We start from the raw sequence: 21,757 nt of genomic DNA, 5'->3' as shown, positions 1-21,757 counted from the left end.
GAGGGTTACGGCTTCGCGCCCCGGGCCCGCAGCATGTCCGCCATGAGCCGGATCTCGGACTCCTGCCCGTCGACCATGCCCTGCGCGAGCCGCTTCTCCACCTCCACCGTGCACCGCTCGACACAGCCCTCGGCCATGTGGATGCCGCCCTTGTGGTGCTCGGTCATGAGCTGGAGGAAGAAGACCTCGGCGGCCTTGCCGTCGAGGCTCTCCAGCTTCTTCATGTCGGCGTTGGTGGCCATGCCGGGCATCAGGGCGCCGTCCTCGCCGGAGGCCATGCCGCTCATGCCCATCCAGGCCATCGGCGCCTCGGACGACACCTTCGGCAGCTTCCACAGGTCCAGCCAGCCCAGCATCATGCCGCGCTGGTTGGCCTGGGTCTGCGCGATGTCGTAGGCCAGGCGCCGCACCTCGGTGTCGTCGGTGCGGTCGCGCACGATGTACGACATCTCCACGGCCTGCTGATGGTGGACGGCCATGTCGCGCGCGAAGCCGGCGTCCGCCGAGTCGGCGGCGGGGACCTGGTCCGACCCCCCGTCCTCGGCGACGGCGTAGGTGATCGCGCCGCCCGCGACGAGCACCGCCGCCGCGGTCCCGGCGATCCAGCCGACGTGCTTCCTCACTTCATCGCCCCGCCGGTGCACGCGGCACCCGGCTCGGGCGTCTGCTCGCCCTGGACGTACTTCTCGAAGAACTTGTCGAGGTCCGGGTCGTCCGCGCCGGTCACCGTGCGCTGCGCACCCCACGCCGACAGCATGATCGGGTCCTTCTGGTTCTCGTACGGGCTCATCAGCGTGTACGGCGTCTTCTTCACCTTCGCCGCCAGCGCCTTCACATCGGCCTCGGAGGCCTTGCTGGTGTACGTCACCCAGACCGCGCCGTGCTCCAGGGAGTGCACGGCGTTCTCGTTCTGCACGGGCTCGGTGTAGACGTCGCCGTTGCAGTTCGCCCAGACCGCGTTGTGGTCCCCGCCGACCGGCGGCTCGACCGGGTACTTCACCTTCTTGGAGACGTGGGTCTGGGAGAGCTTGCCGCCCTGCCACGTGCTCACCCCGTCCGCGCCCGCGACGAGGGAGCCGGTGGTCTTGGAGTCGGCCACCGAGTCACTGTCGTCGTCCTGCGACTGGACCAGCACCACACCGCCGACGACCAGGCCGACGACGACCACCACGCTGGCGCCGATCGTGAGGATCCGGTTGCGGCGCTCACGAGCCTGCTCGGCGCGCCGCATCTCTTCTATGCGGGCCTTGCGCGCCGCGGAGTTCTTCTTGGCGGATCCCATGGCGTGATGTCCTTCTGGGGAAAGGGACGGTCGAGTCCGCTGATCGTAATGGGGAGTGAGCGGCAGTTCGAAGAGAGGTCACGGGAAAGGGCCGGATCGGTACGGAATCGACAGGTGCGCCGGACGGCGAGGGCCGGGCATTACGGATGTCAGTCCGAGCAGGCAAGATGGGCACCAGAGCCGTACACCCGCCGGTCGCGAGCCGTTCAGGCCGAGGTCGGTCCGCCGATCAAGGTCGGCAACGCGCACGAAATGGTGTTGTGGTGGGATGCTCAGGTGCCCGACCGCCTCCCGTGGCGCGAGGGGAAGGCGGCCTGACCAGCAAGGATGGGGAAGCGGAAGATGGACAAGCAGCAGGAGTTCGTGCTCCGTACGTTGGAGGAGCGCGACATCCGGTTCGTGCGCCTGTGGTTCACGGACGTACTGGGCTTCCTCAAGTCCGTGGCCGTGGCCCCGGCCGAACTGGAACAGGCCTTCGACGAGGGCATCGGCTTCGACGGCTCGGCCATCGAGGGCTTCGCCCGCGTCTACGAGTCCGACATGATCGCCAAGCCGGATCCGTCCACCTTCCAGATCCTGCCCTGGCGCGCCGAGGCCCCGGGCACGGCCCGCATGTTCTGCGACATCCTCATGCCGGACGGCTCCCCGTCCTTCGCGGACCCGCGCTACGTCCTCAAGCGCGCCCTCGCCCGCACCTCCGACCTGGGCTTCACCTTCTACACCCACCCCGAGATCGAGTTCTTCCTCCTGAAGGACAAGCCGCTCGACGGCTCACGCCCCACCCCCGCCGACAACTCCGGCTACTTCGACCACACCCCGCAGAACATCGGCATGGACTTCCGCCGCCAGGCGATCACCATGCTGGAGTCGATGGGCATCTCGGTCGAGTTCTCCCACCACGAGGGCGCCCCCGGCCAGCAGGAGATCGACCTCCGCTACGCCGACGCCCTCTCCACGGCCGACAACATCATGACCTTCCGCCTGGTCATGAAGCAGGTGGCGCTGGAACAGGGCGTCCAGGCGACGTTCATGCCGAAGCCGTTCTCCGAATACCCCGGCTCGGGCATGCACACCCACCTCTCCCTCTTCGAGGGCGACCGCAACGCGTTCTACGAGTCGGGCGCCGAGTACCAGCTCTCCAAGGTCGGCCGCTCCTTCATCGCCGGTCTGCTCAAGCACTCCGCCGAGCTGTCCGCCGTCACCAACCAGTGGGTCAACTCCTACAAGCGCATCTGGGGCGGCTCGGAGCGCACGGCGGGCGCCGGCGGCGAGGCCCCCTCCTACATCTGCTGGGGCCACAACAACCGCTCCGCCCTGGTCCGCGTCCCGATGTACAAGCCCGGCAAGACCGGCTCGGCCCGCATCGAGGTCCGCTCCATCGACTCCGGCGCCAACCCGTACCTGGCCTACGCCGTCCTCCTCGCCGCCGGCCTCAAGGGCATCGAAGAGGGCTACGAACTGCCCCCGGGCGCCGAGGACGACGTCTGGGCCCTCTCCGACGCCGAGCGCCGCGCGATGGGTATCGAGCCCCTCCCGCAGAACCTCGGCGAGGCCCTGACCCTGATGGAGCGCAGCGACCTGGTAGCCGAAACCCTCGGCGAACACGTCTTCGACTTCTTCCTCCGCAACAAGCGCCAGGAGTGGGAGGAGTACCGCAGCGAGGTCACGGCCTTCGAACTGCGCAAGAACCTGCCGGTGCTGTAGCCGCCGACTCCGCGGCGGGGCCGACGGTCACGGACCGCCGCCCCCGCCGCGCCCGTTACTCCCGGGCCAGGTCCGTCAGCACCTTGTGCAGCGGCTCCGCCTCCCTGCGCCGGTACTCCTGGATGGACCAGCCGTTGCCGTCCGGATCCTTGAAGTACATGAACGTCGCGCCGTCCTCCGGCGTGTACTGCACCGGCTCCGAGACCTCCAGCCCCCGCTCGACCAGCTCCGCGTGGGCCGCCTTGATGTCGGAGACGCACAGCTGGAGTCCCTGGTAGGAGCCCGGCGCCGGACGGTCGTCCCCGGCCATCTCCCAGATGGAGTCGCCGAGCGCGATCGAGCAGCCGGAGCCCGGCGGGGTCAGCTGGACGATCCGCATGCCGGGCATCACCTCGGTGTCGATGTCGACGTGGAAGCCGACCTTGTCCCGGTAGAAGTCCCGGGCCCGGTCGATGTCGCTCACCGGCAGCGGAATCACTTCGAGTGTGAAGTCCATCGATGGTCCTCCAAGTCAGCGGATGGTGGTCCCCCCTCACCGAAGCCGAAAACGCCCCCCACCGCCACCAGAAGGCAGGGTTCCGCCACGGACGACCGCAAGGAACGCACCCCCCCCGAGGCGCCGCACCAGCCACCGCCCTACCCCCGAGGCGCCGCACCAGACACGGCCGCACCCCCGAGGCGCCGCACCGGCCACGGCCGCACCCCCGAGGCGCCGCACCGGCCACGGCCGCACCCCCGCGGCGCCGCAGCCGCCCACGGCGGGAAGGGGACGTGTCGGGGGGTGTCCGCCCGCAGCGGACGGCGCCGAGAAACGGCACCCGCCAAACAACCGGACCGGCGGACCGAGGACGGACACCCCCCGGCGCGGCCCCGCCCCACGCACCCCACCGAGGGCGCCACGCGCACCCCGCCCCACCGCAACGGGCCGCCGCAGGCATCCCGCCCAGGCCCAGCCCAGCGGCTAGGCTCGACCCGGTACGACCTTGATCGGACAGTCGGACAGGAGGCCCAGGATGACGGCGCCGGGGCGCAGAAGCAGTACCTTCACGCGGCTGCTGCGGCACGGCTTCACCGACCCCTCCGCCGCCGAGCGCCTCCTGCAGAGCCCGGAACTGACCGCCGTACGCGACGACCCGGTGCTCCTGGAGGCGCTGGGCGCGACCGCGGACCCCGACCTGGCGCTGCACGGACTCGTACGGCTGCTGGAGGCGCAGCCCACCGACACGGCGCGCCGCGAGCTGCTCGACACGGTGATAGCGGCCAAGCCCCTGCGCGACCGCCTGCTCGGCGTCCTCGGCGCCTCCGCCGCGCTCGCCGACCACCTGGCCCGCCATTCCGCCGACTGGCAGGCCCTCGTCACCTACGAGCCGCGGGACCTGCACCCGGGCGTGGAGGAGTTCGAGCGGGGCCTGGCCGCGGCCACCGACCCCGTCTCGCTGCGCATCGCCTACCGCCGCTGCCTGCTGTCCATCGCCGCCCGGGACGTGTGCGGCACCACGGACGTCGCCGAGTCCGCCGCCGAACTCGCCGACCTCGCCACCGCCACCCTGCGCGCCGCGCTCGCCCTCGCCCGCGCCGCAGCCCCCGAGGACGCGGCCCTGTGCCGGCTCGCGGTGATCGCGATGGGCAAGTGCGGGGGCCACGAGCTCAACTACGTCTCCGACGTCGACGTCATCTTCGTCGGCGAGGCGACGGACGGCGCCGACGAGACCAAGGCCATCAGGGCGGCCACCCGACTCGCCTCGCACATGATGCGGATCTGCTCCGAGACCACCGTAGAGGGCTCGATCTGGCCGGTGGACGCCAACCTGCGCCCCGAGGGCCGCAACGGCCCGCTCGTGCGCACGCTCTCCAGCCACCTCGCCTACTACCAGCGCTGGGCCAAGACCTGGGAGTTCCAGGCCCTGCTCAAGGCCCGTCCGGTGGCCGGCGACATCGGGCTCGGCGAAGAGTACGTCGCCGCCCTCGAACCCCTGGTCTGGAAGGCCGCCGAGCGGGAGAACTTCGTCGCGGACGTACAGAAGATGCGCCGCCGGGTCGTCGAGAACATCCCGGTCGCCGAGCTCGACCGCCAGCTCAAGCTCGGCCCCGGCGGACTCCGGGACGTCGAGTTCGCCGTACAGCTCCTGCAGCTGGTGCACGGACGGGCCGACGCCTCACTGCGCAGCGGCACCACGCTGCACGCCCTCCAGGCGCTCGCCGCCGGCGGCTACGTGGGCCGCGCCGACGCCGCCCAGCTCGACGCCGCCTACCGCTTTCTGCGCTCCATGGAGCACCGCATCCAGCTGTACCGGCTGCGCCGCACCCACCTCGTCCCCGAGGACGAGGCCGACCTGCGCCGCATCGGCCGCTCGCTGGGCCTGCGCAGCGACCCGGTCGCCGAGCTGAACCGCGAGTGGAAGCGGCACGCCGGCGTCGTACGCCGTCTGCACGAGAAGCTCTTCTACCGCCCGCTGCTCGACGCGGTCGCCCAGCTCGCCCCCGGCGAGGCCCGCCTGAGCACCGAGGCGGCCCGCGAACGGCTGGTGGCCCTCGGCTACGCCGACCCGGCCGCCGCCCTGCGCCACCTGGAGGCGCTGGCCTCCGGCGTCACCCGCAAGGCGGCGATCCAGCGCACGCTGCTGCCGGTCCTGCTGGGCTGGTTCGCGGACTCGGCCGACCCGGACGCCGGTCTGCTGAACTTCCGCAAGGTGTCCGACGCGCTCGGCAAGACGCCTTGGTACCTGCGGTTGCTGCGGGACGAGGGCGCCGCCGCCGAGAACCTCGCGCGCGTGCTGTCGGCCGGCCGGCTCGCCCCGGACCTGCTGATGCGCGCGCCGGAGGCGGTGGCGCTGCTCGGCGAGGGGGACGGCGGCGGCCTCGCTCCGCGCTCCCACGCCCACCTGGAACAGGAGATCCTCGCCGCGGTCGGCCGCGCCGACGGCGCCGTCCAGGCGGTCACCGCCGCCCGCGGCGTCCGCCGCCGCGAACTGTTCCGTACGGCCGCCGCCGACATCGTCGGCTCCTACGGCACCGAGACCCGGCCCGCCGAGGCCGACCAGGGCGCGCTGGTGGACCGGGTCGGCGGCGCGGTGTCCGACCTCACCGCCGCGACCCTCGCCGGCACCCTGCGGGCGGTCGTGCGCGAGGGCTGGGGCGAGGAGCTGCCCGCCCGGTTCGCGATCATCGGCATGGGCCGCTTCGGCGGCCACGAGCTGGGCTACGGCTCCGACGCCGACGTGCTGTTCGTGCACGAGCCCCGAGAGGGCGTCGACGACCACGAGGCGGCGCAGGCGGCGAACCGCGTCGTCGCCGAGATGCGACGCCTGCTCCAGCTTCCCAGCGCCGACCCGCCCCTGCTGATCGACGCCGACCTGCGCCCGGAGGGCAAGTCGGGTCCGCTGGTGCGCACGCTGAACTCCTACGAGGCCTACTACCGCCGCTGGTCGCTGGTGTGGGAGGCGCAGGCGCTGCTGCGGGCCGAGCCGGTCGCCGGGGACGAGGATTTGGGCCGCAGGTTCGTCGAGCTGATCGACCCGCTGCGCTACCCGGCGGCCGGACTCGGCGAGGACGCGGCGCGCGAGATCCGGCGCCTGAAGGCCCGTATGGAGACCGAGCGCCTCCCGCGCGGCGCCGACCCGAAGCTGCACACCAAGCTCGGCCCCGGGGGCCTGTCCGACGTCGAGTGGACGGTGCAGCTCCTGCAGATGCGCCACGGCGCGACCGAGCCGGGCCTGCGCACCACCCGGACCCGCGAGGCCCTCGCCGCCGCCCGCGCGGCGGGGCTCGTCACCGCCGAGGACGCCGCGATCCTCGACGAGGCCTGGGTGCTGGCCACCCGCGTGCGCAACGCGGTGATGCTGGTGCGCGGCCGGGCCGGGGACACCTTCCCGTCCGACGCGCGCGAACTGGCCGCCGTAGGCCGCTACCTCGGGTACGGCCCCGGACACGTGGGGGACATGCTGGACGACTACCGACGCACCGCACGACGGGCACGGAACGTGGTGGACGAGCTGTTCTACAGCGCGTGAGCCTCGGCCCCCCCGGACCCCAGCCGACCCGTTCTACAAGACGCGAGCCCCGGCCCCCCAACACCAGCCGACCCGTCCCACAAGACGCGAGCCCCCGCCCCCCAACACCAGCCGACCTGCTCTACGGCGCGTGAGCCCCGGACGCCGCAGGTTCGCCCCGGCCGTCGCCCGGCACCAGCCGCGGCAGCGCATGCGGCAGCGCCCCGTACCAGGCCCGCGCCACGGCGTACCCGAAGCCCAGGCACAGGACGCCGCCCACCGCGTCCAGCCAGAAGTGGTTGGCCGTGGCGACGATCACGACGAGGGTGGCCGCCGGGTAGAGCAGGCCGAGGACCTTCGCCCAGGGCACGGAGGCGAGCGCGAAGATCGTCAGGCCGCACCACAGGGACCAGCCGATGTGCATGGACGGCATCGCGGCGTACTGGTTCGACATGTTCTTCAGGTCGCCGGAGGCCATCGAGCCCCAGGTCTCGTGGACCATGACGGTGTCGATGAAGTGCTCGCCGGTCATCAGCCGGGGCGGCGCCAGCGGATACAGGTAGTAGCCGAGGAGGGCGACGCCGGTGGTCGCGAAGAGGACGGTGCGGGTCGCCGCGTAGCGTCCGGGATGGCTGCGGTAGAGCCACACCAGGACACCCAGTGTCACCACGAAGTGCAGCGTGGCGTAGTAGTAGTTCATGGCCACGATGAGCCAGGTCACCGAGTTCACCGCGTGGTTGAACGACTGCTCGACGGCGAGCCCGAGGGTGCGTTCCGCCTGCCAGATCCAGTCGGCGTTGCGCAGCGCCTCGGCCCGCTGCTCGGGGACGGCGTTGCGGATCAGTGAGTACGTCCAGTAACTCACCGCGATCAGCAGGATCTCGAACCACAGCCGGGGGCGGCGCGGGGTGCGCAGCCGGTCCCGCAGGCCCGGCCTGTCCGGGTCCGTGACGGAGTGCGGAACGGCCGCCTGTGTGCGGTCTCCCAACTCGGTCACGGTCGCTTCACCCATAGGCACAGAGTCTGCCAGAAATGCCTTACCCCTCGATCGTCCCCTGGTCGGGTTCTCCTCGCACGTCCTACGACGGCGGGACGTCCGCCTCTCCTACGGCTGTACCGGCGGCGGCCGATCATTCTCCGCCCTAGGGACGATTTCGGTCCCCAGGGGCCGAAGCGGTCGAACCGCGCACCACCAGCTCCGGCATGAACACGAATTCACTGTGCGGTGCGGGAGTCCCGCCGATCTCCTCCAGCAACGTGCGCACCGCGGCCTGGCCCATCGCGGGGACCGGCTTGCGGACGGTCGTCAGGGGCGGGTCGGTGAAGGCGATCAGGGGGGAGTCGTCGAAGCCGACGACGGAGAAGTCCGTGGGTACCTCGAGGCCCCGCTGCCGGGCCGCCCGTATCGCGCCGAGGGCCATCATGTCGCTCGCGCAGACCACCGCGGTGCAGTCGCGGTCGATGAGCGCCGTGGCGGCTGCCTGGCCGCCCTCCAGGGTGTACAGGGAGTGCTGGACGAGTTCGGTCTCTATGACCTCCGCGGCGAGGCTCACCTGGTCCTGCATCGCGCGCACGAAGCCCTCGATCTTGCGCTGGACCGGCACGAATCGCTTGGGGCCGAGGGCCAGGCCGATCCGGGTGTGGCCGAGGGAGGCGAGGTGTGTGACGGCCAGGGTCATCGCGGCCCGGTCGTCGGGGGAGATGAACGGCGCCTGCACCTTGGGGGAGAAGCCGTCCACCAGCACGAACGGGACGCCCTGGGCGCGCAGCCGCTCGTAGCGCTGCATGTCGGCGGTGGTGTCCGCGTGCAGTCCGGAGACGTAGATGATGCCCGCGACCCCGCGGTCCACCAGCATCTCGGTCAGCTCGTCCTCGGTGGAGCCGCCCGGGGTCTGGGTGGCGAGCACCGGGGTGTAGCCCTGCCGGGTCAGCGCCTGGCCGATGACCTGGGCGAGGGCCGGGAATATCGGGTTCTCCAGCTCCGGGGTGATCAGGCCCACCAGGCCCTCGCTGCGCTGCCGCAGCCGGACGGGGCGTTCGTAGCCCAGCACGTCGAGTGCGGCGAGCACGGACTGGCGGGTGGTGGCGGCGACGCCCGGCTTTCCGTTCAGCACCCGGCTGACTGTCGCTTCGCTCACCCCCGCTTGCGCAGCGATGTCAGCAAGCCGTGTGGTCACGGCACCGGACTGTACCGGTCGTATCGCGCCTTGCACACCAATCGGACGCCGGGTGCGGGCGGTTGACCGGCGCGGTGCGCCTTGCTGCGTCATGGCGTCCCCTCGTGAAACGGATGGCAAGAGCTTGCAGAGTCTTGCACAGCAGTCGCCGCCGCCGCTCAACCCCGCGGAACAACGGTCTCACGGCGGTCGACGAGAGGTCACGCCCGAGTAACTTCTGAGACGCCTTGCACTTTTTTTCTGCAAGGTCTTTCGCAACGCTTACATCGCTGTTACGTTCACGTCGCCCGGCGGCCGCAACGGCGCAGTCGGCAAGTCGCAGGGACGGACGACGGGACCGCCCCCTGCACAGCGGGTACGGAACGACGGGTCCGGATCCTGCACAGCAGGGACGGGACGACGGGTCCGGACCCTGCACCACACGGGCTTTCACCCTCAAGGAGAACTCATGCGGCGTGGCATAGCGGCCACCGCGCTGGTGGCGTCCCTCGCCCTCGCGGCGACGGCCTGCGGCGGAGACAGCGACAGCGGCGACAAGGCCGGCGGTCCGGTCACCCTCACCTGGTGGGACACCTCCAACGCCACCAACGAGGCGCCGACGTACAAGGCCCTGGTCAAGGAGTTCGAGGCCGCCAACAAGAACATCAAGGTCAAGTACGTCAACGTCCCCTTCGACCAGGCGCAGAACAAGTTCGACACCGCCGCCGGTTCCAAGGGTGCCCCGGACATCCTGCGCTCCGAGGTCGGCTGGACCCCCGCCTTCGCCAAGAAGGGCTTCTTCCTGCCGCTGGACGGCACGGAGGCGCTCAAGGACGAGAGCAAGTTCAAGCCCAACCTGCTGGAGCAGGCCAAGTACGAGGGCAAGACCTACGGCGTGCCGTTCACCACGGACACCCTGGCGCTCGTCTACAACAAGGAGCTCTTCGCCAAGGCCGGTGTCAAGGCCCCCGAGACCTGGGACGACCTGAAGAAGGCCGCCGCCACGATCAAGGACAAGACCGGCGTCGACGGCTACTGGGGCTCCACCCAGGCCTACTACGCCCAGTCCTTCCTGCACGGCGAGGGCACCGACACCGTCGACGCCGACGCCAAGAAGATCACCGTGAACTCCCCGGAGGCCAAGAAGGCGTACGGCACCTGGCTGGAGCTCTTCGACGGCAAGGGCCTGCACAAGGCCGACACCACCGCCGACGCCTACGCCCACATCCAGGAGGCGTTCGTCAGCGGCAAGGTCGCCGCGATCATCCAGGGCCCGTGGGAGATCACCAACTTCTACAAGGGCTCGGCCTTCAAGGACAAGAACAACCTCGGCATCGCCAAGGTTCCGGGCGGCTCGGCCGGTCAGGGCGCCCCGACGGGCGGCCACAACCTGTCGGTCTACGCCGGCTCCGACGCCGCGCACCAGGAGGCGGCCCTGAAGTTCGTCAACTTCATGACCTCCGCGCACGCCCAGGAGACCATCGCGCTGAAGAACAACACGCTGCCCACGCGTGACGACGCCTACACCGTCAAGGTCGTCGCCGACCCGGGCATCGCCGGCTACCAGGACGTCCTGTCCGTGGCCCAGCCGCGCCCGGCCCTGCCCGAGTACAGCTCCCTGTGGGGCCCGCTGGACTCCGAGCTGCTCGCCGTCGCCGGCGGCAAGAAGTCCCTGGACAAGGGCCTGAGCAGCGCTGAGACGTCCATCGCCAAGCTGGTGCCGGACTTCAGCAAGTAATGCCAGTGGCCGCCGGGTCCCGCTGAAGGTGGGGACGGGACCCGGCGGCCGCCGGCCTGCGCAGGCCCACCCAGATCTTCCAGAAGGTGTCGAGAACCATGACAGTCGCCATCGACCGCGCCACCGGCAAGCGCCGCGGTGACCGTGCGCCGCGGCCCGGGACGGGCCAGCGTCTGAAGCGTGCCTACCAGAAGCACTGGTACGCCTACGCGATGATCACGCCCGTGGTCGTCGTGCTCGGCGTCCTGGTGCTGTACCCCCTGGCGTACGGCTTCTACCTCACGCTCACGGACGCCAACAGCCTCAACACCGCGCGCACCATCGGCGCCAACGAGATCGAGGCGACCTACAAGTTCATCGGCCTCGACAACTACGCCGACATCCTGTGGGGCGAGACCGCCTACGAACGCTTCTGGTCGCACTTCCTCTGGACGATCTTCTGGACGGCCGCCTGTGTCGCCCTGCACTACTCCATCGGCCTCGGCCTCGCGCTGCTGCTCAACCAGAAGCTGCGCGGCCGCACCCTGTACCGGCTGATCCTCATCCTGCCGTGGGCCGTGCCGACCTTCGTCACCGTCTTCGGCTGGCGCTTCATGCTCGCCGACGGCGGCGTCATCAACTCCTTCCTGGAGACCCTCCACCTGCCGACCCCACTGTGGCTGGAGGACACCTTCTGGCAGCGGTTCGCCGCGATCATGGTCAACACCTGGTGCGGTGTGCCGTTCATGATGCTCTCGCTGCTCGGCGGACTGCAGTCCATCGACTCCACGCTCTACGAGGCCGCCGAGATGGACGGCGCGAGCAAGTGGCAGCAGTTCCGCTACGTCACCCTGCCCGGCCTGCGCTCGGTCAGCTCCACGGTGGTCCTGCTCGGCATCATCTGGACCTTCAACCAGTTCGCCATCATCTTCCTGCTGTTCGGCGACACCGCGCCCGACGCCCAGATCCTGGTCACCTGGGCCTACTACCTCGGCTTCGGCCAGCAGCCGCGCGACTTCGCCCAGTCGGCCGCCTACGGCATGCTGCTGCTCGCCATCCTGGTCGTCTTCACCTCCTTCTACCGCCGCTGGCTGAACCGCAATGACCAGCAGCTCGCGATCTGAGGCAGGAGTTCCCATGAGCACCACTACCGTTGAGACCTCCGCCCACGCGCCCGAGGAGCGCCCGATGGAACCGCAGGGCAAGGTGCGCCGCCGCGGCGAGCGCAGCCCGGCAGCCTCGCTGCTCTCCCACGGCATCCTGACCGTCGCGAGCCTCGCCGCCCTCTTCCCGATCGCCTGGCTGATCTTCCTCTCGCTCGGCCCGGACAAGGACGACTACCTCCACCCGGGCGGCATCTGGGGGAAGATGACCCTGGACAACTACTCCTTCGTCCTGACGGAGACGAACTTCTTCCACTGGCTGTGGAGCACGCTCGTCGTCTCGCTCGGCACCACGGTCATCGGCGTCATCATCGCCGCCACCACCGGCTACGCGGTCTCCCGGATGCGGTTCCCGGGCTACAAGAGGTTCATGTGGGTCCTCCTGGTCACCCAGATGTTCCCGATCGCCGTCCTCATCGTGCCGATGTACCAGATCCTCTCCGAACTCCAGCTGGTCGACAGCTACCTCGGTCTGATCCTGGTCTACTGCTCGACCGCGGTGCCGTACTGCGCCTGGCTGCTCAAGGGCTACTTCGACACCATTCCGTTCGAGATCGACGAGGCCGGCCGCGTCGACGGACTGTCGCCCTTCGGCACGTTCGTCCGGCTGATCCTGCCGCTCGCCAAGCCGGGCCTGGCGGTCGCCGGCTTCTACAGCTTCATCACCGCGTTCGGCGAGGTCGCCTTCGCCTCGACGTTCATGCTGTCCGACACGAAGTACACCTTCGCCGTCGCCCTGCAGACCTTCGTCAGCGAGCACGACGCCCAGCGTCATCTCATGGCCGCCACCGCGGTACTCGTCGCCATACCCGTCACCGCGTTCTTCTACGTCGTGCAGAAGAACCTGGTGACCGGCCTGACCGCCGGCGGCACCAAGGGCTAGACGCCCCCACGACCCGAGGCGGCCGCGGTGTCCATCCGACCCCGCTGTCATCGCGGCCGCCTCGCCAGCCGCCCCCGAACCCCCACCCGATGACTCCTTTACGCATCAAGGAAGCCATGAGCCAGCACTCCGCCGACCCGGCCCAGAACTCCGCCGTCGCCACCGTCGCCCACCGCCGCGACTGGTGGAGAGACGCGGTGATCTACCAGGTCTATCCGCGCAGCTTCGCCGACAGCAACGGCGACGGCATGGGCGACCTGGAAGGCGTACGCTCCCGACTCCCGTACCTGCGCGACCTCGGCGTGGACGCCGTGTGGCTCAGCCCGTTCTACGCCTCCCCACAGGCCGACGCCGGCTACGACGTCGCCGACTACCGGGCCGTGGACCCGATGTTCGGCAACCTGCTGGACGCCGACGCGCTGATCCGCGACGCCCACGAGCTCGGTCTCCGGATCATCGTCGACCTGGTCCCCAACCACTCCTCCGACCAGCACGAGTGGTTCCAGCGCGCCCTGCGCGAGGGCCCCGGCTCGCCGGCCCGCGCCCGCTACCACTTCCGCCCCGGCAAGGGCGAGAACGGCGAACTGCCGCCCAACGACTGGGAGTCCATCTTCGGCGGCCCCGCCTGGACCCGGGTCGAGGACGGCGAGTGGTACCTGCACCTCTTCGCCCCCGAGCAGCCCGACTTCAACTGGGAACACCCGGCGGTCGGCGACGAGTTCCGCTCCATCCTGCGCTTCTGGCTGGACATGGGCGTCGACGGCTTCCGCATCGACGTGGCCCACGGCATGGTGAAGGCGGAGGGCCTGCCGGACATCGGCGGGGCCGGCGATCAGCTCAAGCTGCTGGGCAACGATGTCATGCCGTTCTTCGACCAGGACGGCGTGCACGCCATCTACCGGCAGTGGCGCACCATCCTCGACGAGTACGCGGGCGAGCGCATCTTCGTCGCCGAGGCATGGACCCCCACCGTCGAGCGCACCGCCAACTACGTCCGCCCCGACGAGCTGCACCAGGCCTTCAACTTCCAGTACCTGGGCACCGAATGGGACGCCGAGGAGCTGCGCACGGTCATCGACCGCACGCTGGACGCCATGCGCCCGGTCGGCGCCCCCGCCACCTGGGTCCTGTCCAACCACGACGTGACCCGGCACGCGACCCGCTTCGCCAACCCGCCGGGCCTGGGCACCCAGATCCGCACCGCGGGCGACCGCGCCCTGGGCCTGCGCCGCGCCCGCGCCGCCACGCTCCTGATGCTGGCGCTGCCGGGTTCGGCGTACGTCTACCAGGGCGAGGAACTCGGCCTGCCGGACGTCGTCGACCTGCCCGACGAGGTCCGCCAGGACCCCGCCTACTTCCGCGGCGCGGGCCAGGACGGCTTCCGTGACGGCTGCCGCGTCCCGATCCCGTGGACCCGCGAGGGCTCCTCCTACGGCTTCGGCACGGGCGGCAGCTGGCTCCCGCAGCCGGCGGACTGGGCGGACCTGAGCGTGGAGGCCCAGACCGGCGTCGCGGGCTCGACCCTGGAGCTGTACCGCTCCGCCCTGGCCGCCCGCCGTGACCACCCCGACCTGGGCGCCGGCGACGAGGTGGAGTGGCTGAAGGCCCCCGAGGGCGTTCTCGCCTTCCGGCGCGGGGAGTTCGTCTGCGTGGCCAACACCAGCGGCGAGTCGGTGACGACCCCCGCCCACGGCCGCGTGCTGCTCGCCAGCGACGAGGTCACCGAGGCGGACGGCGAGACGAAGGTTCCGGCGGACACGACCGTCTGGTTCAGCACGGGCGTGTAACTTCTTGCAGCAACTTCCCACGGCCCGCTGCCCTTTTGGGCAGCGGGCCTTTAACATCTGGCCACCGCAAGGTTTCTGCAAGATTTCAACCATCCCCTTCAAAGATGAAGGAACCCCACATGGCCAGAACCAGAACCAGAGCTCTCTCGGGCGCCGCCGCACTCGCGCTCGCCGCCACGGCCGCCGTCCTCGCCCCCGGCACCGCCCAGGCCTCCCCGCCCGGCACCAAGGACGTCACCGCGGTGCTCTTCGAGTGGAAGTTCGCCTCCGTCGCCGCCGAGTGCACCAACCGCCTGGGCCCCGCCGGCTACGGCTACGTGCAGGTTTCCCCGCCTGCCGAGCACATACAGGGCGCGCAGTGGTGGACCTCGTACCAGCCCGTCAGCTACAAGATCGCCGGACGTCTCGGTGACCGCGCCGCCTTCCGGAACATGGTGAACACCTGCCACGCGGCCGGCGTGAAGGTCGTCGTCGACGCCGTCATCAACCACATGTCCGCGGGCAACGGCACCGGCACCGGCGGTTCGTCGTACACGAAGTACAACTACCCGGGCCTGTACTCGTCGTTCGACTTCGACGACTGCACCAGCCAGATAACCAACTACCAGGACCGCTGGAACGTCCAGCGCTGCGAACTGGTGGGCCTGGCCGACCTGGACACCGGCGAGCCGTACGTCCGCGGCGCCATCGCCGGGTACCTGAACGACCTCCTCTCGCTCGGCGTCGACGGCTTCCGCATCGACGCCGCCAAGCACATGGACGCCGCCGACCTCGCCGACATCAAGTCCCGGCTGAGCAACCCGTCGGCGTACTGGAAGCAGGAGGTCATCTACGGCAGCGGAGAGGCCGTCCAGCCCACCGAGTACACCGGCAACGGCGACGTCCAGGAGTTCCGCTACGCCTACGACCTCAAGCGCGTCTTCCACAACGAGAAGCTCGCCTACCTGAAGAACTACGGCGAGGGCTGGGGCTACCTGAACAGCGGCGTCGCCGGCGTCTTCGTCGACAACCACGACACCGAGCGCAACGGCTCCACCCTCAACTACAAGGACGGCGCCACCTACACGCTGGCCAACGTCTTCATGCTGGCCTGGCCCTACGGCGCCCCGGACATCAACTCCGGCTACGAGTTCACCGACCACGACGCAGGACCGCCCAACGGCGGTACCGTCAACGCCTGCTGGCAGGACGGCTGGAAGTGCCAGCACGCCTGGCCGGAGATCCAGCGCATGGTCGCCTTCCGCAACGCCACGCGCGGTGAGTCGGTCACCAACTGGTGGGACAACGGCAACAACGCCATCGCCTTCGGTCGGGGCAACAAGGGCTACGTGGCCATCAACCACGAGTCCGGCTCGCTGACCCGCACCTTCCAGACGTCGCTGCCCGCCGGTACGTACTGCAACGTGCAGAACAACACGCCGGTGACCGTGAACGCCGGCGGCCAGTTCACCGCCACTCTGGGCGCCCGCACCGCCCTGGCGATCTACACCGGCAAAACGGGCTGCTGAAACTTCTTGCTAATCGTTTCAGGACTCTTGCTGTAATCCTTTCGGCGGCGATACGGTCGCGCGGGGTCGGACCCAAGAGAGCCGTCGTCGCAAGGAGTCCACGTCCGTGATACCGAGAGGGCCCGCGCCCTTCAGGCGCCGCACCATCAGAGCTGGACGGGTCGCCGCGGTCACCGCGACCGCGCTGGCCGCAGCGCTCGTCCAGCCCCTCGCCGCCGGGGCAGCCACTCCGCCGGCGCCCCCCTCCGACGCGAAGCTCGCCTCGGAGCCCGCCCGGCACGATGCCACGCGTGAGCAGTTCTACTTCGTCCTGCCGGACCGTTTCGCCAACGGGGACAAGTCCAACGACAGGGGCGGCCTCACCGGTTCGCGGCTGTCCACCGGCTACGACCCCACCGACAAGGGCTTCTACCAGGGTGGCGACCTCAAGGGCCTGACCAAGAAGCTCGACTACATCAAGGGCCTCGGCACCACCTCCATCTGGATGGCGCCGATCTTCAAGAACCAGCCCGTGCAGGGCACCGGGGCCGACGCCTCGGCCGGCTACCACGGCTACTGGATCACCGACTTCACCCAGGTCGACCCGCACTTCGGCACCAACAAGGACCTGAAGACCCTCATCTCCAAGGCGCACGCCAAGGGCATGAAGGTCTACTTCGACGTCATCACCAACCACACCGCCGACGTCGTCGACTACGCGGAGAAGTCCTACGACTACCTCTCCCAGGGCGCCTTCCCGTACCTGACCAAGGACGGCGAGCCCTTCGACGACGCCGACTACGCGGACGGGAAGTCCGGGTTCCCGGCCGTCGACGCCGACTCCTTCCCCCGCACCCCGAAGGCCACCAGGAACAACAAGGTCCCGTCGTGGCTCAACGACCCGACGATGTACCACAACCGGGGTGACTCCACCTTCGCCGGCGAGAGCTCCGAGCACGGCGACTTCTCCGGCCTCGACGACCTGTGGACCGAGCGTCCCGAGGTCGTGCGAGGAATGCAGAAGATCTACCAGCGGTGGGTCAAGGACTTCGACATCGACGGCTTCCGCGTCGACACCGTCAAGCACGTCAACATGGAGTTCTGGACCCAGTGGGCCACCGCCCTGGACGCCTACGCGGCCAAGCGGGGCCGGGACGACTTCTTCATGTTCGGCGAGGTCTACTCCGCCGACACCGACATCACCTCCCCGTACGTCACCCGGGGCGGCCTCGACGCCACGCTGGACTTCCCCTTCCAGGAGGCGGCCCGCCAGTACGCCTCCCAGGGCGGCAGCGCGCAGCGGCTCGCGGACGTCTTCGCCGACGACTACAAGTACACGACCGGCACGGCCAACGCGTACGAGCAGGTCACCTTCCTCGGCAACCACGACATGGGCCGCATCGGCTACTTCCTGAACCAGGACGACAAGGGCGCCACCGACGCCCGGCTGCTGAAGAAGGCGAAGCTAGCCAACGAGCTGATGTTCCTCAGCCGCGGCAACCCGGTCGTCTACTACGGCGACGAGCAGGGCTTCACCGGCTCCGGCGGCGACAAGGACGCCCGCCAGACGCTGTTCGCCTCCAAGACCGCCGACTACCTGGACGACGACCAGATCGGCACCGACCGCACCCACGCGAGCGACGCCTACGACCCGAGCGCACCGCTCTACCGGCAGATCAGCGCTCTCGCCAAGCTCCGCAAGGCCCACCCGGCCCTGACCGACGGCATCCAGACCGAGCGCTACGCCGAGGACGGCGCCGGCGTCTACGCCTTCTCCCGCACCGACGCCAAGACGCGCACCGAGTACGTCGTCGCCTTCAACAACGCCGCCGAGGCGAAGACGGCGACCTTCGCGACCGGTTCCGCACGCATGGGCTTCGACGGCATCTATGGAACCGACCGCTACCTGAAGTCCGGCGCCGACAAGAAGATCACCGTCACCGTCCCGGCCCGTTCCGCGATCGTCCTCAAGGCCGACGGCAGGCTCGCCGCCCCCGCCGCCAAGCCGACGATCACCCTCAAGGCCCCGGACACCGGTGCCACCGGCACGGTGGAGATCTCCGCCGACGTCGACGGCGGCCAGCTCAACCGGGTCGTCTTCGCGGCCCAGACCGGCAACGGCAAGTGGCGCACCCTCGGCTCCGCCGACCACGCCCCCTACAAGGTCACGCAGTTCATCGGCAAGGACGTACCGCCCGGCACCGCCCTGCGCTACAAGGCCGTCGTGATCGACTCCGCCGGACGGACCGCCTCGGCCACCGCGGCGTCCGCCACCGGCACCCCGCCCGCCGAGGAGACGCCCACCGCCTCCGCCCGGGACTACGCGATCGTCCACTACAAGCGCACCGACGGCGACTACGCGAACTGGGGCCTGTACGCCTGGGGCGACCTCGCCGAGGGTGAGGCGACGGAGTGGCCGGACAGCCACCCGTTCATCGGCCGTGACGCCTACGGCGCCTTCGCCTACGTCAAGTTGAAGCCCGGCGCCTCGGACGTCGGCTTCCTCGTCATCGACAAGGACGGCAACAAGGACGTCTCCGCCGACCGCACGATCGACGTCACCAGGGCCGGCGAGATCTGGATCGAGCAGGGCAAGGAGGACGTGCTCACCGAGCGGCCCGAGTACCCCGCGCAGGACAAGAGCAAGGCCGTCCTGCACTACCACCGCGCCGACGGCGACTACGACGGCTGGGGCCTGCACGTCTGGACCGGCGCCGCGAACCCCACCGAGTGGTCGAACCCCCTGAAGCCGGTGGACACTGATGCCTATGGCGCGGTCTTCGAGGTGCCGCTCACCGAGGGTGCCACCAGCCTCAGCTACATCATCCACAAGGGCGACGAGAAGGACCTGCCGTCCGACCAGTCGCTCGATCTCCGGGCGAACGGCCACGAGGTGTGGCTGTTGAACGGCCAGGAGAAGTACCTGCTGCCGCAGCCCGCGGGCAGCGCGGCCGCCCTCGACCTGACCACCTCCAAGGCGGTCTGGATCGACCGGAACACCGTCGCCTGGAACGGCTCCGACACGGCGGCCTCCACCCAGCTGCTGTACTCGCGCACCGGCTCGATCGCCGTCGCGGACGGCGCCCTGACCGGTGCCGACCAGCGCTGGCTGCGGCTGTCGAGGGCCTCCCTCACCGACGCCCAGAAGGCGAAGTTCCCGCACCTGAAGGAGTACACCGCCTGGTCCGTCGACCCCCGTGACCGCGACCGGGTCCGCGAGGCCCTGCGCGGCCAGGTCGTCGCCTCCCAGCGCGCGGCCAACGGGGCGGTCCTCGCCGCGACCGGCGTGCAGATCGCGGGCGTGCTCGACGACCTGTACGACGGGACGAAGGCCGACCTCGGACCGACCTTCCACAAGGGCCGTCCGACGCTGGCCGTCTGGGCGCCGACCGCGCAGTCGGTCAAGCTGGAGATCGGTGGCTCCACCGCCGCCATGAAGCGCGACCCCGCCACCGGCGTCTGGTCCGTGACCGGCCCGAAGTCGTGGAAGGGCAAGCCCTACCGGTACGTCGTGAAGGTGTGGGCGCCCAGCGTGCGCAAGGTCGTCACCAACAAGGTCACCGACCCCTACGCGCTCGCCCTGACCGCGGACTCCGAGCGCAGCCTCGTCGTCGACCTGGGCGACAAGTCCCTGGCCCCGGCGGGCTGGTCGACGTACACCAAGCCGAAGGCCGTCCCGCTGAAGGACGCGCAGATCCAGGAGCTGCACGTCCGGGACTTCTCCGTCGAGGACGCCACCGCCTCGCACCCGGGCACCTACCGGGCCTTCACCGACAAGCTCAGCGACGGCTCCAAGCACCTGCGGAAGCTGGCGGAGGCGGGCACCTCGTACGTGCATCTGCTGCCCGCGTTCGACATCGCCACCATCCCCGAGCGGAAGTCCGACCAGGCGACCGTCGACTGCGACCTCGCCGCCTTCCCGGCCGACTCCGACAAGCAGCAGGAGTGCGTGGCGAAGGTCGCCGCGAAGGACGCCTACAACTGGGGCTACGACCCGTACCACTACACGGTCCCGGAGGGCTCCTACGCCACCGACCCCGACGGCACCGCCCGTACGGTCGAGTTCCGTGAGATGGTCAAGGCGCTCAACGAGGGCGGCCTGCGGGTCGTCATGGACGTCGTCTACAACCACACCGCGGCCAGCGGCCAGGCGGACACCTCCGTCCTGGACCGGATCGTGCCCGGCTACTACCAGCGCCTCCTCGCCGACGGCTCCGTGGCCAACAGCACCTGCTGCGCCAACACGGCCACCGAGAACGCCATGATGGGCAAGCTCGTCGTGGACTCGGTCGTCACCTGGGCCAAGGAGTACAAGGTCGACGGCTTCCGCTTCGACCTGATGGGCCACCACCCGAAGGCCAACATCCTGGCCGTCCGCAAGGCCCTCGACGCGCTCACCCTCCGCAAGGACGGCGTCGACGGCAAGAAGATCATCCTCTACGGCGAGGGCTGGAACTTCGGCGAGGTCGCCGACGACGCCCGGTTCGTGCAGGCCACACAAGAGAACATGGCCGGCACCGGCATCGCCACCTTCTCCGACCGCGCCCGTGACGCGGTGCGCGGCGGCGGCCCCTTCGACGAGGACCCCGGCGTCCAGGGCTTCGCGTCCGGGCTGTACACCGAGCCCAACTCCTCGGAGAACAACGGCACCGAGGCCGAGCAGAAGGCCCGCCTCCTGCACTACCAGGACCTGATCAAGGTGGGCCTGTCCGGCAACCTCGCCGACTACCGCTTCACCGACACCAGCGGAAAGGAGGTCAGGGGCGCCGAGGTCGACTACAACGGCGCACCGGCCGGCTACGCGGCCGCCCCCGGCGACGCCCTCGCCTACGCCGACGCGCACGACAACGAGTCGCTGTTCGACGCGCTCGCCTTCAAGCTGCCCACGTCGGTGAGCGCGGACGACCGGGCCCGTATGCAGGTCCTGGCCATGGCGACCGCGACCCTCTCGCAGGGCCCGGCGCTCTCCCAGGCCGGCACCGACCTGCTGCGCTCCAAGTCGCTGGACCGCAACTCCTACGACAGCGGTGACTGGTTCAACGCCATCCACTGGAACTGCGCCGACGGCAACGGCTTCGGCCGCGGCCTGCCCATCGCCGCCGACAACCAGTCCAAGTGGCCGTACGCCAAGCCCCTGCTGGGCGCGGTGAAGGTGGGCTGCGAGCAGATCGACGGGGCCTCGGCCGCGTACCGGGACCTGCTGCGGATCCGTACGACGGAGAGCGTCTTCTCGCTCGGCACCGCGGACCGGGTGCAGTCGCGGCTGGCGTTCCCGCTGTCCGGGAAGGACGAGACGCCCGGCGTGATCACCATGACGCTCGGGGACCTGGTGGTCGTCTTCAACGCGACGCCGGACACCCAGGAGCAGCGGATCGTTTCTCTCGCAGGCCAGGGGTACCGACTGCACGAGGTGCAGGCCTCGGGGGCGGACTCTATCGTCCGGTCCTCGTCCTACGAGCGGGTATCGGGCACGTTCGCCGTTCCGGGGCGCACTGTCGCAGTGTTCTCCCGAACTGCCTGATACGGCATTACCTTGATGGAGCGGACCCGGTCCCGGGTCCGCTCCATCCTTGTGTTCACCCCGAGGGA

Annotated in this window: 13 protein-coding genes; 8 read left to right on the top strand and 5 right to left on the bottom strand. The window is 69.9% G+C overall.

What is annotated here, in order from left to right; all coding sequences use genetic code 11:
* Window positions 1-5 precede the first annotated feature (5 nt).
* Both ICC28_RS00630 and ICC28_RS00625 read right to left on the bottom strand, forming a co-directional pair.
* Complete coding sequence (locus ICC28_RS00630; protein WP_188286346.1) at window positions 6-623, bottom strand: DUF305 domain-containing protein; 618 nt, start codon at window positions 621-623, stop codon at window positions 6-8.
* Window positions 620-1,282, bottom strand: coding sequence for a DUF3105 domain-containing protein (locus ICC28_RS00625; RefSeq protein WP_188286345.1), 663 nt, complete (start codon window positions 1,280-1,282; stop codon window positions 620-622). The genes ICC28_RS00630 and ICC28_RS00625 overlap by 4 nt, the downstream gene beginning before the upstream one ends.
* Before the next feature lie 342 nt (window positions 1,283-1,624).
* Here ICC28_RS00625 and ICC28_RS00620 point away from each other — a divergent pair, with 342 nt between their 5' ends.
* On the top strand, window positions 1,625-2,986 hold the full coding sequence (locus ICC28_RS00620) for a glutamine synthetase family protein (RefSeq protein WP_188286344.1): 1,362 nt from the start codon (window positions 1,625-1,627) through the stop codon (window positions 2,984-2,986).
* A gap of 55 nt (window positions 2,987-3,041) precedes the next feature.
* On the opposite strand, the gene ICC28_RS00615 is transcribed toward ICC28_RS00620, so the two are convergent.
* Window positions 3,042-3,482 carry a VOC family protein gene (locus tag ICC28_RS00615; RefSeq protein ID WP_188286343.1) on the bottom strand — a complete coding sequence of 147 codons (441 nt, stop codon included), beginning with the start codon at window positions 3,480-3,482 and terminating at the stop codon, window positions 3,042-3,044.
* 517 nt (window positions 3,483-3,999) lie between these two features.
* Here ICC28_RS00615 and ICC28_RS00610 point away from each other — a divergent pair.
* Complete coding sequence (locus ICC28_RS00610) at window positions 4,000-6,996, top strand: bifunctional [glutamine synthetase] adenylyltransferase/[glutamine synthetase]-adenylyl-L-tyrosine phosphorylase (protein WP_188286342.1); 2,997 nt, start codon at window positions 4,000-4,002, stop codon at window positions 6,994-6,996.
* 121 nt (window positions 6,997-7,117) lie between these two features.
* Here ICC28_RS00610 and ICC28_RS00605 read toward each other — a convergent pair whose 3' ends face one another.
* Both ICC28_RS00605 and ICC28_RS00600 read right to left on the bottom strand, forming a co-directional pair.
* The gene (locus ICC28_RS00605) at window positions 7,118-7,987 is read right to left on the bottom strand and encodes a phosphatase PAP2 family protein (RefSeq protein ID WP_188286341.1); all 870 of its coding nucleotides are present in this window, start codon (window positions 7,985-7,987) and stop codon (window positions 7,118-7,120) included.
* A 130-nt stretch (window positions 7,988-8,117) separates the two neighbouring features.
* The gene (locus ICC28_RS00600) at window positions 8,118-9,152 is read right to left on the bottom strand and encodes a LacI family DNA-binding transcriptional regulator (RefSeq protein WP_282702232.1); all 1,035 of its coding nucleotides are present in this window, start codon (window positions 9,150-9,152) and stop codon (window positions 8,118-8,120) included.
* A gap of 448 nt (window positions 9,153-9,600) precedes the next feature.
* Here ICC28_RS00600 and ICC28_RS00595 point away from each other — a divergent pair, with 448 nt between their 5' ends.
* The 6 genes from ICC28_RS00595 to pulA all read left to right on the top strand — a co-directional run bounded on the left by ICC28_RS00595 (window position 9,601) and on the right by pulA (window position 21,689).
* On the top strand, window positions 9,601-10,869 hold the full coding sequence (locus ICC28_RS00595; RefSeq protein ID WP_188286339.1) for an extracellular solute-binding protein: 1,269 nt from the start codon (window positions 9,601-9,603) through the stop codon (window positions 10,867-10,869).
* Between the two features lie 98 nt (window positions 10,870-10,967).
* On the top strand, window positions 10,968-11,972 hold the full coding sequence (locus tag ICC28_RS00590; protein WP_188286338.1) for a carbohydrate ABC transporter permease: 1,005 nt from the start codon (window positions 10,968-10,970) through the stop codon (window positions 11,970-11,972).
* A 13-nt stretch (window positions 11,973-11,985) separates the two neighbouring features.
* Window positions 11,986-12,894, top strand: coding sequence for a sugar ABC transporter permease (locus ICC28_RS00585; RefSeq protein ID WP_188286337.1), 909 nt, complete (start codon window positions 11,986-11,988; stop codon window positions 12,892-12,894).
* 116 nt (window positions 12,895-13,010) lie between these two features.
* The gene (locus tag ICC28_RS00580) at window positions 13,011-14,681 is read left to right on the top strand and encodes a glycoside hydrolase family 13 protein (RefSeq protein WP_188286336.1); all 1,671 of its coding nucleotides are present in this window, start codon (window positions 13,011-13,013) and stop codon (window positions 14,679-14,681) included.
* A 119-nt stretch (window positions 14,682-14,800) separates the two neighbouring features.
* Window positions 14,801-16,189: an alpha-amylase gene (locus ICC28_RS00575; RefSeq protein WP_188286335.1), complete on the top strand. Its 1,389-nt coding sequence runs from the start codon at window positions 14,801-14,803 to the stop codon at window positions 16,187-16,189.
* 106 nt (window positions 16,190-16,295) lie between these two features.
* Entirely contained in the window at window positions 16,296-21,689 is a 5,394-nt protein-coding gene (pulA, locus tag ICC28_RS00570; protein WP_188286334.1) for a pullulanase-type alpha-1,6-glucosidase, read from the top strand.
* Window positions 21,690-21,757 lie beyond the last annotated feature (68 nt).

Origin of the sequence: Streptomyces sp. TRM68416, assembly GCF_014596915.1 — a bacterium.
GTDB lineage: Bacteria > Actinomycetota > Actinomycetes > Streptomycetales > Streptomycetaceae > Streptomyces.
This window is presented reverse-complemented; position numbering and strand designations above follow the sequence as displayed.